The organism is Serratia sp. CY37869 (assembly GCF_052168895.1).
Taxonomy (GTDB): Bacteria; Pseudomonadota; Gammaproteobacteria; order Enterobacterales; family Enterobacteriaceae; genus Serratia; species Serratia ureilytica.
In genome coordinates, this window is the sequence record NZ_JBJNLU010000002.1 from 571,501 (window position 1) to 586,435 (window position 14,935).

A 14,935-nucleotide genomic window follows, 5' to 3' on the forward strand; every position below is an offset into this window, starting at 1 on the left:
GCGCTCTCCGCGGACAGCGCCATTAATTTGTTATGTTGCCAGCTTAATAGCTTATTAAATTAATTTTATAATAAGTTATTGGCTTGATAACTTAGAACGAGAAACACGAACAGCCGAACGCGCCCCAGAAGGCATTCTCGTCCGACACCGGGATGCTGGAGCGGCGCGCGATGTCATGCTGGTGCGCGTGCACGCCGCACGGGCCGCAGCATTGGTGCGCCTGGCTCACTACCCCGACGCGGGCCGCCGCCGACGGCGGCGCGGAGCGGTAATGGCCCGGCACCTGGGTGACCGGCGACCACTCCGGCAGCACCGGCAGCGGCGGCGGCGCCAGCGGCGAGAAGCTGCCGGCGGCGTAGACCACCTTGCCGTCCACCACCGTCATTACCGACTCGATGCCTTTGATCTGCTCTTCCGGCACGCTGAAGTAGTCCTGCGACAGCACCGCCAAATCCGCCAGTTGGCCGACCTTGATCTGGCCTTTCTTGCCCTGTTCGGTGGAGAACCAGGCGCTGCCCTGGGTCCACAGCATCAGCGCCGTTTCGCGATCCAGCCGGGCGCTGTCGTCGTACATCGCCATGCCGCCGACGGTGCGGCCGGAGACCAGCCAGTACAGCGCCGTCCACGGGTTGTAGCTGGCGACGCGGGTGGCGTCGGTGCCCAGCCCGACCGGCAGCTCGGCCGCCAACATTTTCGCTACCGGCGGCGTATGTTTGGTGGCTTCGATGCCGTAGCGGTCGGCGAAATATTCCCCCTGGAACGCCATGCGGTGCTGGACCGCAATGCCGCCGCCCAGCGCCTTGACGCGCTCGATATTGCGTTCGGTAATGGTTTCGGCGTGGTCGAACAGCCAGTGCAGGCCGTTGAACGGAATATCGCGGTTCACCTTCTCGAACACGTCCAGCATGCGGCTGATGGATTCGTCATAGGTGGCGTGCAGGCGGAACGGCCAGCGGTGCTCAACCAGATGGCGCACCACTCGCTCCAGCTCGTCTTCGGTGCCCGGCGGCAGATCCGGGCGCGGCTGCAGGAAGTCTTCGAAGTCGGCGGCGGAAAACACCAGCATCTCGCCGGCGCCGTTGTGGCGATAGAAGTCGGTGCCCTGGCCCGGTTTGAGCATGTCGGTCCACAGCTCGAAGTCTTCCAGTTCCTGCTTCGGCCGCTGGGTGAACAGGTTATAGGCGATGCGGATGGTCAGCTGCTTTTTCTCGTGCAGCTCGGCGATCACCTGATAATCCTCCGGGTAGTTCTGGAAACCGCCGCCGGCGTCGATGGCGCTGGTGAGGCCGAGGCGGTTCAGCTCACGCATAAACTGGCGGGTGGAGTTGACCTGCTGTTCCAACGGCAGCTTCGGCCCTTTCGCCAGCGTGGCGTACAGGATCATGGCGTTGGGTTTGGCGATCAGCATGCCGGTCGGGTTGCCGTTGGCGTCGCGCTGGATCTCGCCGCCCGGCGGGTTCGGCGTGTCTTTGGTGTAGCCGACCACTTTCAGCGCCGCGCGGTTGAGCAACGCGCGATCGTATAAATGCAGAATAAATACCGGCGTGTCCGGCGCCGCCTGGTTGATTTCGTCCAGCGTCGGCATGCGGCGTTCGGCAAACTGGAACTCGGTCCAGCCGCCGACCACCCGCACCCATTGCGGGCTCGGCGTGCGCAGCGCCTGCTCTTTCAACATGCGCAGCGCGTCGGCCAGCGAAGGCACGCCTTCCCAGCGCAGCTCCAGGTTGTAGTTCAGGCCGCCGCGGATCAGGTGCAGGTGCGAGTCGTTCAGGCCCGGAATGGCGGTGTGGCCGTGCAGATCGATCACCTGGGTTTCCGGCCCGGCGTGTTGCATGACTTCGCCTTCGCTGCCGACCGCCAGAAACTTGCCGTCGCGAATGGCGACCGCCTGCGCGGTGAGGTTTTGGCGGTCAACGGTGTGAAATTTGCCGTTGGTGAGGATCAATGAAGCGTGGTGGTTCATAACATTCTCCCGGCGAACCGCCTAGCGGCGGATCAGCCATTGATGAAAAACGCGAGTCACGATGGGCATCCACAGGTACACCACCAGGGCGACCACGGTGGCGTCATTGAGAAAATGGCCGAGCAGCGTGCCGTTCAACTGCGGCAGCGCCAGCCCCCAAAACCAGGGCACCAGATTGGTGGAAGGGAAGATCACCAGCAGGGTGATGATGAACTGCTTCCACTGGGGCGGTTGGCGCACGCCGGGGTTGGGCGGGGTAAACCAGAACTCCGCGCCGGGGCGGATCTCGATATGGTCATTCTCCAGCAACAGCGGAGTGACTTCTTCGATGTATTGCTTGCGCAGCGGCGAGTTGAGCCAGCGGTAGAGATTATCGACATTGTCGAAGCGGACCAGCACCGTATAGGCCTGTTCGCTGTCGGATGGGCGGATGATGTTGACGCCCAGATGGCCGGTGAAGCCCGCGGCGTCCGGCATGATGCGGTTCAGCCAGGCCTCATAGGCCTGCTCGTTCCCCGGCGCCAAACGGTGGGTGATCACCAGCGTGACATGCTGCGGATGGGCCATAAAACCGACTCCTGAAAATACCCCGGCGCGGGGCCGGGGCAGGGGGAATTATTTCACCGTGCGGGCCGGTGCGTGGTGCACCATGGTGTAAGCGTAGTCGACGCCCATGCCGTACGCGCCGCTGTGTTCGCGCACCAGCGCCATCACCGCGTCGTAGGTGTCTTTGCGCGCCCAGTCGCGTTGGTACTCCAGCAGCACCTGCTGCCAGGTCACCGGTACGGCGCCGGCCTGCACCATGCGATCGATCGAGCGCTCGTGCGCATCGACGGAGGTGCCGCCGGAGGTGTCGGTCACCACATACACTTCATAGCCGGCTTCCAGCGCCATCAGCGCCGGGAAGGTCAGGCACACTTCGGTCCACAGCGCGGAGATCACCAGCTTTTTGCGGCCGGTGGCTTCCACGGCTTTGACGAAGGCCGCGTCTTCCCAGGAGTTCATCGAGGTGCGTTCAATCGGGGTGATTTCAGGGTGTACCGCCAGCAGCTCCGGCCAGATATAGCCGCTGAAGCTTTCGGTTTCGACCGAGGTGAAAAGGGTAGGAACGTTGAAAATCTTGCCTGCCTTCGCCAAACCAACAACGTTGTTTTTCAGTTGCTGACGATCAATATTAGCCACGCCGAAGGCCATTTGCGGTTGATGATCGATAAAAATCAGTGCGGAGTTGTCTTTATCAAGCAGTTGAAACTTGGACATAATTTACCTTCCCAGTGATATTTCGGTTGAACATCTGATGAGTGTAACGCCGATAAAACCCATGGTAGGCAGAGGGCGATTTCAAAGATACCGCAGAATTTTTGCCGACTTGTTGAGTTTTTTTATACACGGGAGAAAACATGAGATTAAACCTGGAAGCGCTGCTGATTTTGGATGCGCTGGACCGGCACGGATCTTTCGCCGCCGCGGCCGCCGCACTGTTTAAAACCCCTTCGGCACTGAGCTATATGGTGCAAAAGCTCGAGAACGATCTCGACATCACCCTGCTCGATCGCTCCGGCCATCGGGCGAAGTTCACCGATACCGGCAAGCTGATGCTGGAAAAAGGGCGGGTGCTGCTGCGCGCGGCGCAGGATCTGGAACAGCAGGCGCGCTATGTCGAAAACGGCTGGGAAAGCGAGATCACGCTCGGGATCGACGCCTCCTTCCCGTTTGCCCGCCTGTTGCCGCTGATAGAAGAGTTCTACCGGCAGCATCACCATACCCGGCTGCGCTTCAGTCACGAGGTGCTGGCCGGCTCCTGGGAGTCGCTGGTTTACGGCTGCGCCGACATTATTATCGGCGCCATCTGCGAGCCGCCGTCGCGGGTGGGCTATGCGTTCAGCCGCCTGGGGCAGCTGGATTACGTGTTCGCCGTCGCGCCGCAGCATCCGCTGGCCGCGCTGCCGGAACCGTTGCCGAAGGATGAGATCCGTCAGCACCGGGCGGTGGTGGTGCGCGATACCTCGCGCGTCAACGCGCCGCAGAGCCTGAACCTGCTGGAAGAGCAAGACACGCTGACGGTCTTCGGCTTCGACGCCAAGCTGCAGGCGCAGTTGGCCGGGCTGGGCTGCGGCTATCTGCCGCGCGCCTTGGCGGAACCTTACCTGAACAGCGGCGAACTGGTGGCGAAACGCGTCGAATCGGAACGTTGCAACGACATCGCCTACTTCGGCTGGCGGGAAAGCGCCAGCGGCCTGGCGGCCAAGTGGTGGCGCGAGCGGCTGCAGCGTTACGCGGATGACGGTGAGGCTTACCCAGCGGCGCAGTAAGGGCGCTCGATAAAGATTAATCCCCAATAAGGACATAGGGAATGAAAAAGACACTAAGCCTGTTGGCGCTGTTACTGTTGAGCGGCTGCGGCGCGGGCGCCGGGCGTCAGGCCGGCACCCCCTTGCCGTCGCCGCAGACCGAGGCGCCGGTTGCGGCGCCGCTCAGCTATCCGGTGCGGGTGCATAACGCGGTGAGCCGCGAGCTGCGTTTGCCGGAGCATGCGCGCGGCCAACGCTGCACCATCAGCATCCGTCTGCGGCCGGACGGGAAACTGGCGAGCAGCAAGATCGTAAGAGGCGATGCGCCCTTGTGCGCAGCGGCCAACGAGGCGGTGCAGCGCGCGCAGTTTCCGCCGATGGCCAGCGCCACTGAATACGCGTTGTTCAACGCCGTGGTGCTCGATTTCGTTCCCTGAAGGGATGTGACCGACGGGCTGCCTGCGCGGCCCGTTTTTTCTCGTTTCGTCGTTTGCGTATTCACGCTTTTCCGCCAATAGTGTTCTCCGGGCATGCACCCAGACAATTTTTCATTGGCCGGCCAACGGGAGCAAAAGACATGAAAGGCGAGCATCATTATCAGGTCTCGGTGACCTGGCAGGGAAATCTGGGCGCAGGCACGGAAGATTATCGCGCTTATGGACGCGATCACCTGATCGGCGCCGTGGGCAAGGCCGATATCGCCGGCTCAGCCGATCCGGCCTTCCGCGGTGACGCGACGCGCTGGAATCCGGAGGATTTGCTGGTAGCATCGCTCAGCGCTTGCCACAAATTATGGTACTTGCATCTGTGTGCCACCTCGGGAATTTCGGTGCTGGCCTATCAGGACGATGCCGTGGGCGTGATGCGCGAAGACGCCGCGCGCGGCGGCTTTTTCACCTCGGTGACGCTGCGGCCGCAGGTCACGGTGCGCGACGGCGACGATCTGCAACTGGCGCAACAGCTGCATGAGAAGGCGCATCACCTGTGCTTTATCGCCAATTCGGTGAATTTCCCGGTGGCGTGCGAACCGCAGGCCGCGTACGCAACCCGCTGAATTTTCACTTAGCTTTGCCATTTTCGTTATTTTGAACGCCGCTACGGCTCGCGGATACTGGGAGAAAATCTCTCACCGCGAGCCGCAGCATGTCCCATGCCCACTATTTGCACCCCGAACAGCGCGAACGAATCAGGCAGCTTTATCGGCGCCGCTATTGGCGAATGGAATTGCCCACCTGGGGGATCATGGCGGCGGTGTACGGCGGCTGGTTCGGCGTGGCGCTGGGATGGCAAACGCTGGGCCCGTGGCTTGGCGCGCCGCTGTTGATTCTCCTGACCACCTGGTACCTGTCGTTGCAACACGAGCTGATCCACGGCCATCCGACGCGCTGGCCGCGCGTCAATCAGCTGTTCGGCCTGTTGCCGCTGGCGGTGTGGTATCCCTATGGGCTGTATCGCGATTCGCATCTGCGCCACCACCGCAACGACCACCTGACCGATCCGCACGAAGATCCCGAAAGCTATTACTTCAGCGCCGCGCAGTGGCGGCGCTATCCCCGCCTGTTGCCGCTGCTGGCCGCCGTGCGCAATACGCTGATCGGCCGGGTGCTCCTCGGCCCGGCGTTGGATATCGCCGCGACCCTGGCTGGGGCGGTGAAAGCGCTTGCCGCCGGGGAGTGGCGTACCTGGGTGATGTGGGGAGTGCACCTGTCGCTGTTGGCGATGTTGCTGAACTGGCTGCAGGCGCAGGGTATCGGTGCGGCGTTTTACCTGCTGGCCATCAGCTACCCGGCGCTGGCGCTGACCAAGGTAAGATCGTTTTTTGAGCATCGCGCCGTGGACGCACCGCAGGCACGTTCTATTATTAATGAGGCGGGCCAGCCGTGGCGGCTGCTGTTTCTCAATCTGAACTACCATTTAGTGCATCACGATCTGCCCGGCCTGCCCTGGTATGGTTTGCGCGAAGTCTATCTGGCGGAGCGTGAGGCATATCAGCGGCGCAGCCAGGGATTTGTCGCGCAGGGCTACGGCGAGTGGCTGCGCGATTACGCCCTGACGCCGATCGACGTCGGCGTGCATCCGCTGAGCGCCGGCGAACGGCGGGAGGAACGCGGTGCCCGGCCGAAGAAAAACTTTATTGCGCGCTGGAAGCGTGTTTCTCAGGATTTTCCAACCTAACCGGCCCATGAGCCGGAAAACATATAACCAGAGGAAAAGTATGGCAATCACCTTATCACGCGGACGTTCCTTTGCCGTCGCGCTGGCCCTGCTGGCCACCGGCGGTCTGGCGCAGGCGGCCGACTCGGTGCGCGTCGGCTCCAAGATCGATACCGAAGGTTCGCTGCTCGGCAACCTCATCGTGCAGGTGCTGGAAGCCAACGGCATCAAGACCACCAACAAGCTGCAGCTCGGCACCACCAAGGTGCTGCGCGGCGCCATCACCTCCGGCGAGATCGACATCTACCCGGAATACACCGGCAACGGCGCGTTTTTCTTCGCCGATGAGAAAGATCCGGCGTGGAAGAACGCCCAGGCCGGCTTCGAGAAGGTGAAGCAGCTCGACTACGACAAAAACAAAATCGTCTGGCTGGATGCGGCGCCGGCCAACAACACCTGGACCATCGCCATTCGGCAGGACGTGGCGGAGGCCAACCATCTGAAGACGCTGTCGGATCTCGGCAAGTGGATCAACGGCGGCGGCAAGTTCAAGCTGGCGGCCTCGGCGGAATTTATCGAGCGGCCGGATGCGCTGCCGGCGTTCCAGAACGCCTACGGTTTCAAACTGAATCAGGATCAGCTGCTGTCCCTGGCCGGCGGTGACACGGCGGTGACCATCAAGGCGGCGGCGGAGCAGACCTCCGGCGTCAACGCGGCGATGGCCTACGGCACCGATGGCCCGGTGGCGGCGCTGGGGCTGCAGACGCTGGCGGACCCGAAAGGCGTACAGCCGATCTACGCACCGGCGCCGATCGTGCGCGAAGCGGCGCTGAAGGCGCACGCCAATCTGCCTGAACTGCTGAAGCCGGTGTTCGCCTCGCTGGACGGGCCGACGCTGCAAAAGCTCAACGCGCAGATCGCCGTGGAAGGCCAGGACGCCAAACAGGTGGCGGCCGCTTACCTGAAAGAGAAAGGGTTTGTTAAGGGATAATGCCGAGGTGCCCCCTCTGCCGTCGGGAGAGGGGGTAAACCGAGGGAGCCGGAGCGTTTCTTTGACTATCGCCGTAAAACATCGCGTCTTGTTGACGCTGTTCGTGCTGTTGCTGCTGGCCGCGTTTGGCCTGCCGTTCCTCAGTTATGCCCCCAATCGCCTGTTGTCGGGCAAAAGCCTCTCCTTGTTCTCCTTGCTGCACGGCCCGGCGCTGTGGCTGCTGTTGCCGCTGGCGGCATTGGCGATCCTCAGCCTTTTGCCGCCGACGCGGGGGCGGGCGCTGCTGGCGGCGCTGGCCGCCTGCGGGGTGCTGACGCTGGCCTTCTGGATCAGCGGGCAGGCTGCTGAACGTTTGGCGCAAGAGGGATCGCGCCTGGCGCGCACCTCCTGGGGCAGCGGATGCTGGCTGACGATGGCGCTGAGCCTGCTGATCGCCGCCGACGCCATGGCGCGCCTCACCGCGTCGCACCTGTGGCGCATGCTGGGCAACGCGCTGGTGCTGGTGCCGCCGGCGCTGCTGCTGTTCGGGCATCAGCTCGATCAGCTGTCGCTGCTGAAGGAGTACCACAATCGCCAGGAGGTGTTTGACGCCGCGCTGCTGCAGCACCTGACGATTCTGCTGGCGACGATGGCGCCGGCGCTGGCGATCGGCGTGCCGCTCGGGGTGCTGTGTTTTCGCTCCGAACGCTGGCAGCGGCCGATTTTCTCCGCGCTGAACATTATCCAGACCGTGCCGTCCATCGCGCTGTTCGGCCTGCTGATCGCGCCATTGGCGGGGCTGGCGACGGCGGTGCCCTGGCTGGCGGAGCACGGCGTCAGCGGCATCGGCATGGCGCCGGCGATCGTGGCGCTGGTGCTGTACGCGCTGTTGCCGCTGGTGCGCAGCGTGGTGGCGGGGCTGCAAAGCGTGCCGGCCGGGGTGATCGAATCCGCCACCGGCATGGGGCTGACGCGCGGGCAGATCTTCCTGCGCGTGCAGCTGCCGTTGGCGCTGCCGCTGTTCCTGACCGGCGTGCGCATCCTGGCGGTGCAAACCGTCGGCATGGCGGTGGTGGCGGCGCTGATCGGCGCCGGCGGCTTTGGCGCCATCGTGTTCCAGGGGCTGCTCAGCAGCGCGCTGGATCTGGTTCTGCTGGGGGTGATCCCGGTAGTCATGATGGCGGTCATCGTCGATTCGCTGTTTAAATTTTGGGTTTCAATCCTGGACGTATCGCGCCGATGATTCACTTTGAGCAAGTCAGCAAAATTTTTCAGGGCAAGCCGGCGGTGGACGATCTCACGCTGCACATCGCCGAGGGCGAATTCACCGTGTTGATCGGCACCTCGGGTTCCGGCAAGTCCACGACGTTAAAAATGATCAATCGCCTGATCGAACACGATCGGGGCAAGATTCTCTTTGCCGGCGAAGAGATCCAGTCGTTCAACCCGCAGGATCTGCGGCGGCGCATGGGCTATGCGATCCAGTCGATCGGCCTGTTCCCGCACTGGACGGTGGAGGAGAACATCGCCACCGTGCCGCAGCTGCTGAAATGGCCGCGCGCGCGCATTCGCGATCGGGTGACCGAACTGCTGGAGCTGTTGCATCTGGAGCCGGATCTGTTTCGCCGTCGCTACCCGCACCAGCTTTCCGGCGGGCAGCAGCAGCGGGTCGGAGTGGCGCGCGCGCTCGCCGCCGATCCCGAGGTGTTGTTGATGGACGAACCGTTCGGCGCGTTGGATCCGGTCACCCGCGCGGCGCTGCAGGCGGAGATCGCCCGCATTCATCAGATCTCGGGCCGCACCATTGTGCTGGTGACGCACGACATCGACGAGGCGTTGAGCCTGGCGGATCGCCTGGTGCTGCTCGATCAGGGGCGGGTGGTACAACAGGGCACGCCGCTGACGCTGTTGACCGCCCCGGCCAACGACTTCGTACGTGACTTCTTCGGGCGCAGCGATCGCGGCATCAAGCTGCTGTCGCTGGGGACGGTGGCGGAGCGGGTGCGGCCCGGTGTCGCCGGGGGCGAACCGATCGCCGCCGCCATGAGCCTGCGCGAGGCGCTGTCGGTGTTTGTGGCGCGCGGCAGCGACTGCCTGCCGGTGGTGGATGAACGGGGCGAAGCGTTGGGGGTTCTGCACTTCCACGATCTGATCGCCGGGCAGGCGCTGTCATGAGCGGGCGTCTCTGGCGCCTGCTGCGCGATCCGCTGCCCTGGACGCTGGCGCTGCTGTTGGCGCTGGTGTTTGGCATGGATCATCTGCGCGGTCTGTTTGCCGCCTGGTTCCCCGATCTGGACCGGCCCATTTATCAGCAGGACAGCTTTATCGCGCTGGTGGGGGCGCACCTGTCGCTGGTGGCGATCTCCAGCCTGATTGCGGTGGCTCTCGGCGTGGCGGCGGGCGTCGGCGTGACCCGACGCGGCGGCCGGGAGTTTCGTTCGCTGCTGGAAACGGTGGTGGCGGTGGGGCAGACCTTCCCGCCGGTGGCGGTGTTGGCGGTGGCGGTGCCGGTGATGGGCTTCAGCGAGCAGCCGGCGATCATCGCGCTGGTGCTGTACGGCTTGCTGCCGATCCTGCAGGGCACGCTGGCGGGCATCGAATCGGTGCCGCCCGCCACGCGCGAGATCGCCCGCGGCGTGGGGATGAGCGCCTGGCAAATACTGTGGCGGGTTGAACTGCCGCTGGCGGCGCCGGTGATTGTCGCCGGGATCCGCACGTCGGTGATCATCAACATCGGCACGGCGGCCATCGCTTCCACCGTCGGTACCAAAACGCTCGGTTCGCCGATCATCATCGGCCTAACCGGGTTTAACACCGCCTATGTGATCCAGGGCGCGGCGGTTGTGGCGTTGTTGGCTATTATCACCGATATGCTGTTCGAACGTTGGGTGCGTTATCTCACCGCCTGGCGTCAGCAGACGCTGGCGGCCACTCCGGCGGGGTAAGGGGGAAATGATGCAGGTGTCTCTACCGATGTACGGCGTTGGCCGGGAGCAGGCCGACGCTTTCTGGCAGGTCTTGCGCGGCAAGCTGCTGCGGCTGGGGCTGCCGGCGGCGCCGGAACGGCTCAGTTGGCCGGACGATTTGGCGCAGCATTGGCGGCGCGAGGATCTCTTGCTCAGCCAAACCTGTGGTTATCCGTTGGTCAGCAGCCTGCCGCAGGTGCAGCTGATCGGAACCTATCATTATCGGGTGGAAGGGTGCGACGGGCCTAATTACCGCAGCTGGCTGGTGGTGCGCGCGGGCGACTCCGGCGAACGGCTGGCGGATTTTCGCGGCCGGACGGTGGCGTATAACAGCACCGATTCCCAGTCCGGCTACAACGGCTTGCGCGCGCTAATCGCGCCGCTGGCGCAGGACGGGAAATTCTTCGGTGCGGCTATTGCCTCCGGGGCGCATTATCAGTCGCTGAAACTGATCCGCAGCGGGCAGGCGGATATCGCCGCCATCGATTCCATCAGCATGGAACTGCTGCGCCGCGCGCAGCCGCAGGCGCTGGAGGGGCTGAAAATCATTGGCCGCACGGCGGCGGTGCCGGGTTTGCCGCTGATCACCGCAGCGGGCACGCCGCCGGAACAGGTGGACATCCTGCGCGCCGGCGCCCGAGCGATGCTGGATGAGGCGGTCAGCGACCGCCTGCTGATCGGCGATTTCAGCCTGGTGCCGCGCTCGGCTTACCAGATTATCACCGTGCTGGAGCAACAGGCCGCCGCACAGGGCGTAACGGCGCTCTAGCCGCCGTTACAGCAGGCCGCCGCCGTCGATGTCGATCACGCTGCCGGTGACGAAACCGTTCTCCATCGCCAGCAGGTAACCCGCCGCGACGTCGGCCGCCTGGCCGATCCGGCCGACCGGCAGGCTGTCGCTCACGCGTTCGAACAGCGCCTGACGCTGCGCGGCGCTCATGCCGTCGTAGGCTTCGGTGGCGGTAATGCCGGGGCTGACCACGTTCACCCGCCGCGGCGCCAGTTCCTTCGCCAGCTGTTTACCGACCGCTTCCAGCGCGGCATTGATGCCGGTTTTGATCAACTGACCGCCGAGGTATTTGCGCGACAGCTGGCCGGAGGTCAGGGTGATGGAGCCCTGCGGCGCCAGCGTCGGCAGCGCGGCCTGCACCGCGCGCAAGCTGCCCCAGAATTTGACGTTGAAGTCGGCCTGCGCCTGCTCAAAAGCAGTCTCCGCCAGCGGTTTCGCCTGCACCAGCGGCCCGGCGGTGATCACCAGATGGTCGAAAGCGCCGACGGCGGCAAACAGCGCATGCAGCGACGCTTCATCGGTCAGATCGGCCTGCATCAGATGCAGCGCGTCGTTTTTCTCCCCGGCGTGGGGAAGGCGGCGCGAAGCCAGCACCACTTCAGCGCCGCGCGCCGCCGCCGCGTAGGCCACCGCGGCGCCAATGCCGCTGGTGCCGCCCAGGATCACCAGCTTTTGTCGTTTCAGGGGGGAGTCAGGAATTGTCATGTTAAGGCCTCTTTTTAGGTAAGTTTCAACGGGATCTATCTTTCCTGATTGAAAATCACCTAACAATCGGCCTTGCTGACAAACTCTTATTAATATTTTTTAAAGATCATGCGGCGCTAAAGCGGGCGTTTAGCTTCTGATCCACGATGATTTCGAAATCGGTAAACAGCGCTCGGGGTTTCACTGAACGCCCCTGTTTTTCCAGTGCCACCAGGCCGTGCCCGCTCAGCGTTTTCAGCGTGGTGGACAGATTGCTGACCTGGCGCCCCGACAGTTCGGCCAACTGGCTGATGGTCTCGGGGCGGGCAGTGTCGATCAGACGCAGCAGGGCAATATTCTCGTTGCTGAGCACCTGGGCCAGCGCAATCATTGACGTAAACCACACTTTGGGCTCACGTTCCTGTGGCTGGTATTCCCCTTTTGCGATCGCCAGTGTGCGCTTGCGAATCAGTTCTTCAGGCATCACGCCAATCAGTGCTTTCATCATCAACCTCGGTTTTCTCTCTTGCGTATGACTTCGTCTATCCGGGTAAAAAAATCTTCCACCAACTGATAGGCGGAATGAAACTCGTAGGGTGAGCCTTTGTCCGTCGGGGAGTCATGTTGGTGATCGTAAACGACGCGGCCCGAAAATTTACCTTTGCGGGGGGTTTTAATGGCATGCGCGTTGTCTATGCCAAAAACCCGGGTATTGTGGTTATCATGCAAGGTCAAATTGTAACGGATGCCGTGAGGGATAAAGGCCGTTTGGGTCACCGTCCAAGCCTCGATTTTCCACCAATAGCCATCCTCACGATTGACCCGCGTGCCATGCAGGCTAAGGATGTAGTCCAGTCCGTTGTGTTCATCCATTGATCAAAGCTCCATTTATTATGATCTAATCATAACTGTTGGGCGTTTTATCGTCAATCCGATACGCCGTGAATCCGGCTCTCTAAGAAGGGAAATACATGACCTCATTTGTCGATCTCGAGGTGTTTGTCCGCACGGTGGACGGCGGCAGTTTTTCCGCCGCGGCGCGCGCGCTGGACATGACGCCGGCGGCGGCCAGCATTGCGGTGAAAAGGCTGGAGCAGCAGTTGGGCGCGCGGCTGCTGGTGCGCTCCACCCGCAGCCTGAGGTTAACGGAGGAGGGGGCTCGCTATCTCGACAGCGCGCGCCTGGCGCTGGGCGCGTTAGCCGAAGGAGAGCAGGCGATCCGCGAGAAGCATCAGGGGCTGTCCGGGGTGCTGCAGATTTCCGCGCCGTCGGATTTTGGCCGCAATTTGCTGCTCTGCTGGCTGGATGAGTTCCGCCTGCAGCATCCGCATATTCAACTGCAGCTTCTGATCAACGATCGGCAGGCCGACCTGTTCCGCGAACCGGTAGACGTGGCGTTGCGCTTCGGGCCGCTGGCCGACTCTTCGCTGGTGGCGCTGCCGATCTTGCCGCAGCATCGGCGGTTGATCTGCGCCAGCCCGGATTACCTGCGGCGTCACGGCGCGCCGCAAACGCCGGCCGATCTGGTTCGGCACAGCATTCTGGTGTATCAGCCCAGCGGCAAACGGCAGGTAGAATGGCGGCTGTGGCGCGGTGAGGAGGGGGTCGAAGTGCCACTGAACGGCAGCTATTTTACCGATGACGGCGAGGTGGCGCGGCGCTGGGCGCTGGCGGGGCACGGCGTGGTGCGCAAGTCGGCGATCGACGTGGCGGCCGACATTCACGCCGGGCGGCTGGTGCAACTGTTGCCGGAATGGCGCAGCGACGCGGTGCCGATCAATCTGGTCTGCCCGCATCGTTCGCAGGTGTCGGAACGCGTCAGGCAGCTGCAGCGCTTTTTACAGCAGCGCTGCCAGCGTTGGATGGACGATCACTTGGCCTGAAGGGTTTCGGTTTGCGCCGGCGTGGCGGCGGTATCCCCGGAAGGCGCGCTTTCTTCGTGCGGGGTGGTGGAACGGGTGTAGATGTTCAGCCCGGCGAGGAATACGCCGCCCAGAGAACCGAAGGCGCACAGGGCGATGACGATGACGAACGCTTTTTTCAGCATAGGAATAATTTCGCAGGTTGCTTGGAACAGCGGGAATTATAGCCCCTTCGCCGGGTGAAACAAGAATCGTTTTTAACGGCGGCCCGCAGACCGCCCTTTGTGATCACCGCCGTTCGCAGTCGATGGCCTGTACGTTGGCCGGGCGGGCGAACAGGTATTTTCCCAGCGTCACCAGCACCACCGCCGCCACGATGATCACCAGCGCCAGCCACTCGCGCGGCGCCAGCGATTCGCCGGCAAAACCGATGCCGAGCAGCACCGCCACCACCGGGTTGACGTAGGCGTAGCTGGTGGCGACCGCCGGGCGCACGTTCTTCAACAAGAACATATAGGCGCTGATCGCCAGCATCGAACCGAAGACGATCAGATAGCCCAGCGCCAGAAAGCCGCCGGTGCTCGGCATCTGAACGAGGCGCTCGCCGCTCAGCTGGCTGGCTGCCAATAACACCACGCCGGCGAGCAGCATCTCCGCCGCGCCGGCCATCGGCCCGGCCGGCAGCGAGATGCGCGATCCCAACACCGATCCGAAGGCCCAGCTGGCCGACGCCAGCAAAATCAGCAGCGCGCCGGTCGGATTGCCCACCAGGTTGTTGCCGGTATTAAGCAGCACGATGCCCACCAACCCGAGCGCGATGCCGGCCCATTCCAGCTTGGTGTTGCGCATGCCCCACAGCAGGCTGAAGCAGAGGGTGAACAGCGGCACCGTCGCCACCATCACCGCCGCGATGCCGGACGGCACGTGTTGGTGTTCCGCCACCGTCACCAGGCCGTTGCCCACCGCCAGCAGTAGAATGCCGATGGCGCCGGCGGCCAGCCATTGCTTCGGCGTCGGCAGCGCGTGGCCGCGCCAGGCCAGGAAACTGAACAGTACGATGCCGGCTAGCAGAAAGCGAATCCCGGCCATCATCAGCGGCGGCCACTGTTCGACGCCCAGACGAATGACGAAATAGGTGGAACCCCAAACGATATATAACGTGAACAACGCCCCGATCAACGGCAGGACGCTACGGCTTTGTTGGCTAAGCATAGGATTGTATTTTGCGGGAATGATTATTATTAGAACGCTCAGT

The 14,935-nt window shown here is 63.1% G+C and carries 18 protein-coding genes; 10 read left to right on the forward strand and 8 right to left on the reverse strand.

Features of this window, described 5'->3' with window-relative positions; genetic code table 11:
* Window positions 1–91: 91 nt before the first annotated feature.
* The 3 genes from ACJ8J1_RS13050 to ACJ8J1_RS13060 are packed head-to-tail and all read right to left on the reverse strand — an operon-like array spanning window position 92 to window position 3,223.
* The gene (locus tag ACJ8J1_RS13050) at window positions 92–1,963 is read right to left on the reverse strand and encodes an amidohydrolase (protein WP_033642348.1); all 1,872 of its coding nucleotides are present in this window, start codon (window positions 1,961–1,963) and stop codon (window positions 92–94) included.
* Between the two features lie 21 nt (window positions 1,964–1,984).
* Entirely contained in the window at window positions 1,985–2,530 is a 546-nt protein-coding gene (locus ACJ8J1_RS13055) for an antibiotic biosynthesis monooxygenase (RefSeq protein ID WP_033642349.1), read from the reverse strand.
* A gap of 48 nt (window positions 2,531–2,578) precedes the next feature.
* Complete coding sequence (locus ACJ8J1_RS13060) at window positions 2,579–3,223, reverse strand: hydrolase (protein WP_004939390.1); 645 nt, start codon at window positions 3,221–3,223, stop codon at window positions 2,579–2,581.
* 140 nt (window positions 3,224–3,363) lie between these two features.
* On the opposite strand from ACJ8J1_RS13060, the gene ACJ8J1_RS13065 reads away from it, so the two are divergent.
* The 9 genes from ACJ8J1_RS13065 to ACJ8J1_RS13105 all read left to right on the forward strand — a co-directional run bounded on the left by ACJ8J1_RS13065 (window position 3,364) and on the right by ACJ8J1_RS13105 (window position 11,113).
* Window positions 3,364–4,275 (forward strand): LysR substrate-binding domain-containing protein, encoded by a 912-nt coding sequence (locus ACJ8J1_RS13065; protein WP_033642350.1) that lies wholly within the window; start codon window positions 3,364–3,366, stop codon window positions 4,273–4,275.
* Between the two features lie 41 nt (window positions 4,276–4,316).
* Complete coding sequence (locus tag ACJ8J1_RS13070) at window positions 4,317–4,691, forward strand: cell envelope integrity TolA C-terminal domain-containing protein (RefSeq protein ID WP_033642351.1); 375 nt, start codon at window positions 4,317–4,319, stop codon at window positions 4,689–4,691.
* A 140-nt stretch (window positions 4,692–4,831) separates the two neighbouring features.
* Window positions 4,832–5,308: an OsmC family protein gene (locus ACJ8J1_RS13075; protein WP_033642352.1), complete on the forward strand. Its 477-nt coding sequence runs from the start codon at window positions 4,832–4,834 to the stop codon at window positions 5,306–5,308.
* An 89-nt stretch (window positions 5,309–5,397) separates the two neighbouring features.
* Window positions 5,398–6,429, forward strand: coding sequence for a fatty acid desaturase (locus ACJ8J1_RS13080; RefSeq protein ID WP_033642354.1), 1,032 nt, complete (start codon window positions 5,398–5,400; stop codon window positions 6,427–6,429).
* A 40-nt stretch (window positions 6,430–6,469) separates the two neighbouring features.
* A complete protein-coding gene (gene osmF, locus ACJ8J1_RS13085; protein WP_033642355.1) occupies window positions 6,470–7,399 on the forward strand; it encodes a glycine betaine ABC transporter substrate-binding protein OsmF in 930 nt (309 codons plus the stop codon).
* 61 nt (window positions 7,400–7,460) lie between these two features.
* The gene (locus ACJ8J1_RS13090) at window positions 7,461–8,621 is read left to right on the forward strand and encodes an ABC transporter permease (RefSeq protein WP_033642356.1); all 1,161 of its coding nucleotides are present in this window, start codon (window positions 7,461–7,463) and stop codon (window positions 8,619–8,621) included.
* Window positions 8,618–9,553, forward strand: coding sequence for an ABC transporter ATP-binding protein (locus ACJ8J1_RS13095; RefSeq protein WP_033642357.1), 936 nt, complete (start codon window positions 8,618–8,620; stop codon window positions 9,551–9,553). The genes ACJ8J1_RS13090 and ACJ8J1_RS13095 overlap by 4 nt, the downstream gene beginning before the upstream one ends.
* Window positions 9,550–10,323, forward strand: a complete 774-nt coding sequence (locus tag ACJ8J1_RS13100; protein ID WP_033642358.1) for an ABC transporter permease — start codon at window positions 9,550–9,552, stop codon at window positions 10,321–10,323. Before ACJ8J1_RS13095 ends, ACJ8J1_RS13100 begins: the two co-directional genes overlap by 4 nt.
* 28 nt (window positions 10,324–10,351) lie before the next feature.
* Window positions 10,352–11,113, forward strand: a complete 762-nt coding sequence (locus tag ACJ8J1_RS13105; protein ID WP_080273377.1) for a phosphate/phosphite/phosphonate ABC transporter substrate-binding protein — start codon at window positions 10,352–10,354, stop codon at window positions 11,111–11,113.
* A gap of 6 nt (window positions 11,114–11,119) precedes the next feature.
* Here ACJ8J1_RS13105 and ACJ8J1_RS13110 read toward each other — a convergent pair whose 3' ends face one another.
* From ACJ8J1_RS13110 to ACJ8J1_RS13120, 3 genes are all read right to left on the reverse strand, one after another.
* Window positions 11,120–11,839: an SDR family oxidoreductase gene (locus tag ACJ8J1_RS13110; RefSeq protein ID WP_033642360.1), complete on the reverse strand. Its 720-nt coding sequence runs from the start codon at window positions 11,837–11,839 to the stop codon at window positions 11,120–11,122.
* Between the two features lie 106 nt (window positions 11,840–11,945).
* Entirely contained in the window at window positions 11,946–12,323 is a 378-nt protein-coding gene (locus ACJ8J1_RS13115) for an HVO_A0114 family putative DNA-binding protein (protein ID WP_033638702.1), read from the reverse strand.
* Between the two features lie 2 nt (window positions 12,324–12,325).
* Window positions 12,326–12,691: a DUF6516 family protein gene (locus ACJ8J1_RS13120; protein ID WP_004939355.1), complete on the reverse strand. Its 366-nt coding sequence runs from the start codon at window positions 12,689–12,691 to the stop codon at window positions 12,326–12,328.
* Between the two features lie 98 nt (window positions 12,692–12,789).
* Between ACJ8J1_RS13120 and ACJ8J1_RS13125 the strand changes: the two genes are divergently transcribed.
* A complete protein-coding gene (locus ACJ8J1_RS13125; protein WP_033642361.1) occupies window positions 12,790–13,701 on the forward strand; it encodes a LysR family transcriptional regulator in 912 nt (303 codons plus the stop codon).
* Here ACJ8J1_RS13125 and ACJ8J1_RS13130 read toward each other — a convergent pair.
* A complete protein-coding gene (locus ACJ8J1_RS13130) occupies window positions 13,689–13,865 on the reverse strand; it encodes a hypothetical protein (protein ID WP_162997235.1) in 177 nt (58 codons plus the stop codon). The genes ACJ8J1_RS13125 and ACJ8J1_RS13130 overlap by 13 nt on opposite strands.
* A 103-nt stretch (window positions 13,866–13,968) precedes the next feature.
* Complete coding sequence (yedA, locus tag ACJ8J1_RS13135; RefSeq protein ID WP_033642362.1) at window positions 13,969–14,892, reverse strand: drug/metabolite exporter YedA; 924 nt, start codon at window positions 14,890–14,892, stop codon at window positions 13,969–13,971.
* Window positions 14,893–14,935 lie beyond the last annotated feature (43 nt).

Excerpts from the sequence above, each read along its gene's own strand:
- ACJ8J1_RS13050 (WP_033642348.1), bottom strand. The coding sequence starts at position 1,963 with ATGAACCACCACGCTTCATTGATCCTCACCAACGGCAAATTTCACACC.
- ACJ8J1_RS13055 (WP_033642349.1), bottom strand. The coding sequence starts at position 2,530 with ATGGCCCATCCGCAGCATGTCACGCTGGTGATCACCCACCGTTTGGCG.
- ACJ8J1_RS13060 (WP_004939390.1), bottom strand. The coding sequence starts at position 3,223 with ATGTCCAAGTTTCAACTGCTTGATAAAGACAACTCCGCACTGATTTTT.
- ACJ8J1_RS13065 (WP_033642350.1), top strand. The coding sequence starts at position 3,364 with ATGAGATTAAACCTGGAAGCGCTGCTGATTTTGGATGCGCTGGACCGG.
- ACJ8J1_RS13070 (WP_033642351.1), top strand. The coding sequence starts at position 4,317 with ATGAAAAAGACACTAAGCCTGTTGGCGCTGTTACTGTTGAGCGGCTGC.
- ACJ8J1_RS13075 (WP_033642352.1), top strand. The coding sequence starts at position 4,832 with ATGAAAGGCGAGCATCATTATCAGGTCTCGGTGACCTGGCAGGGAAAT.
- ACJ8J1_RS13080 (WP_033642354.1), top strand. The coding sequence starts at position 5,398 with ATGTCCCATGCCCACTATTTGCACCCCGAACAGCGCGAACGAATCAGG.
- osmF (WP_033642355.1), top strand. The coding sequence starts at position 6,470 with ATGGCAATCACCTTATCACGCGGACGTTCCTTTGCCGTCGCGCTGGCC.
- ACJ8J1_RS13095 (WP_033642357.1), top strand. The coding sequence starts at position 8,618 with ATGATTCACTTTGAGCAAGTCAGCAAAATTTTTCAGGGCAAGCCGGCG.
- ACJ8J1_RS13100 (WP_033642358.1), top strand. The coding sequence starts at position 9,550 with ATGAGCGGGCGTCTCTGGCGCCTGCTGCGCGATCCGCTGCCCTGGACG.
- ACJ8J1_RS13105 (WP_080273377.1), top strand. The coding sequence starts at position 10,352 with ATGTACGGCGTTGGCCGGGAGCAGGCCGACGCTTTCTGGCAGGTCTTG.
- ACJ8J1_RS13110 (WP_033642360.1), bottom strand. The coding sequence starts at position 11,839 with ATGACAATTCCTGACTCCCCCCTGAAACGACAAAAGCTGGTGATCCTG.
- ACJ8J1_RS13115 (WP_033638702.1), bottom strand. The coding sequence starts at position 12,323 with ATGAAAGCACTGATTGGCGTGATGCCTGAAGAACTGATTCGCAAGCGC.
- ACJ8J1_RS13120 (WP_004939355.1), bottom strand. The coding sequence starts at position 12,691 with ATGGATGAACACAACGGACTGGACTACATCCTTAGCCTGCATGGCACG.
- ACJ8J1_RS13125 (WP_033642361.1), top strand. The coding sequence starts at position 12,790 with ATGACCTCATTTGTCGATCTCGAGGTGTTTGTCCGCACGGTGGACGGC.
- ACJ8J1_RS13130 (WP_162997235.1), bottom strand. The coding sequence starts at position 13,865 with ATGCTGAAAAAAGCGTTCGTCATCGTCATCGCCCTGTGCGCCTTCGGT.
- yedA (WP_033642362.1), bottom strand. The coding sequence starts at position 14,892 with ATGCTTAGCCAACAAAGCCGTAGCGTCCTGCCGTTGATCGGGGCGTTG.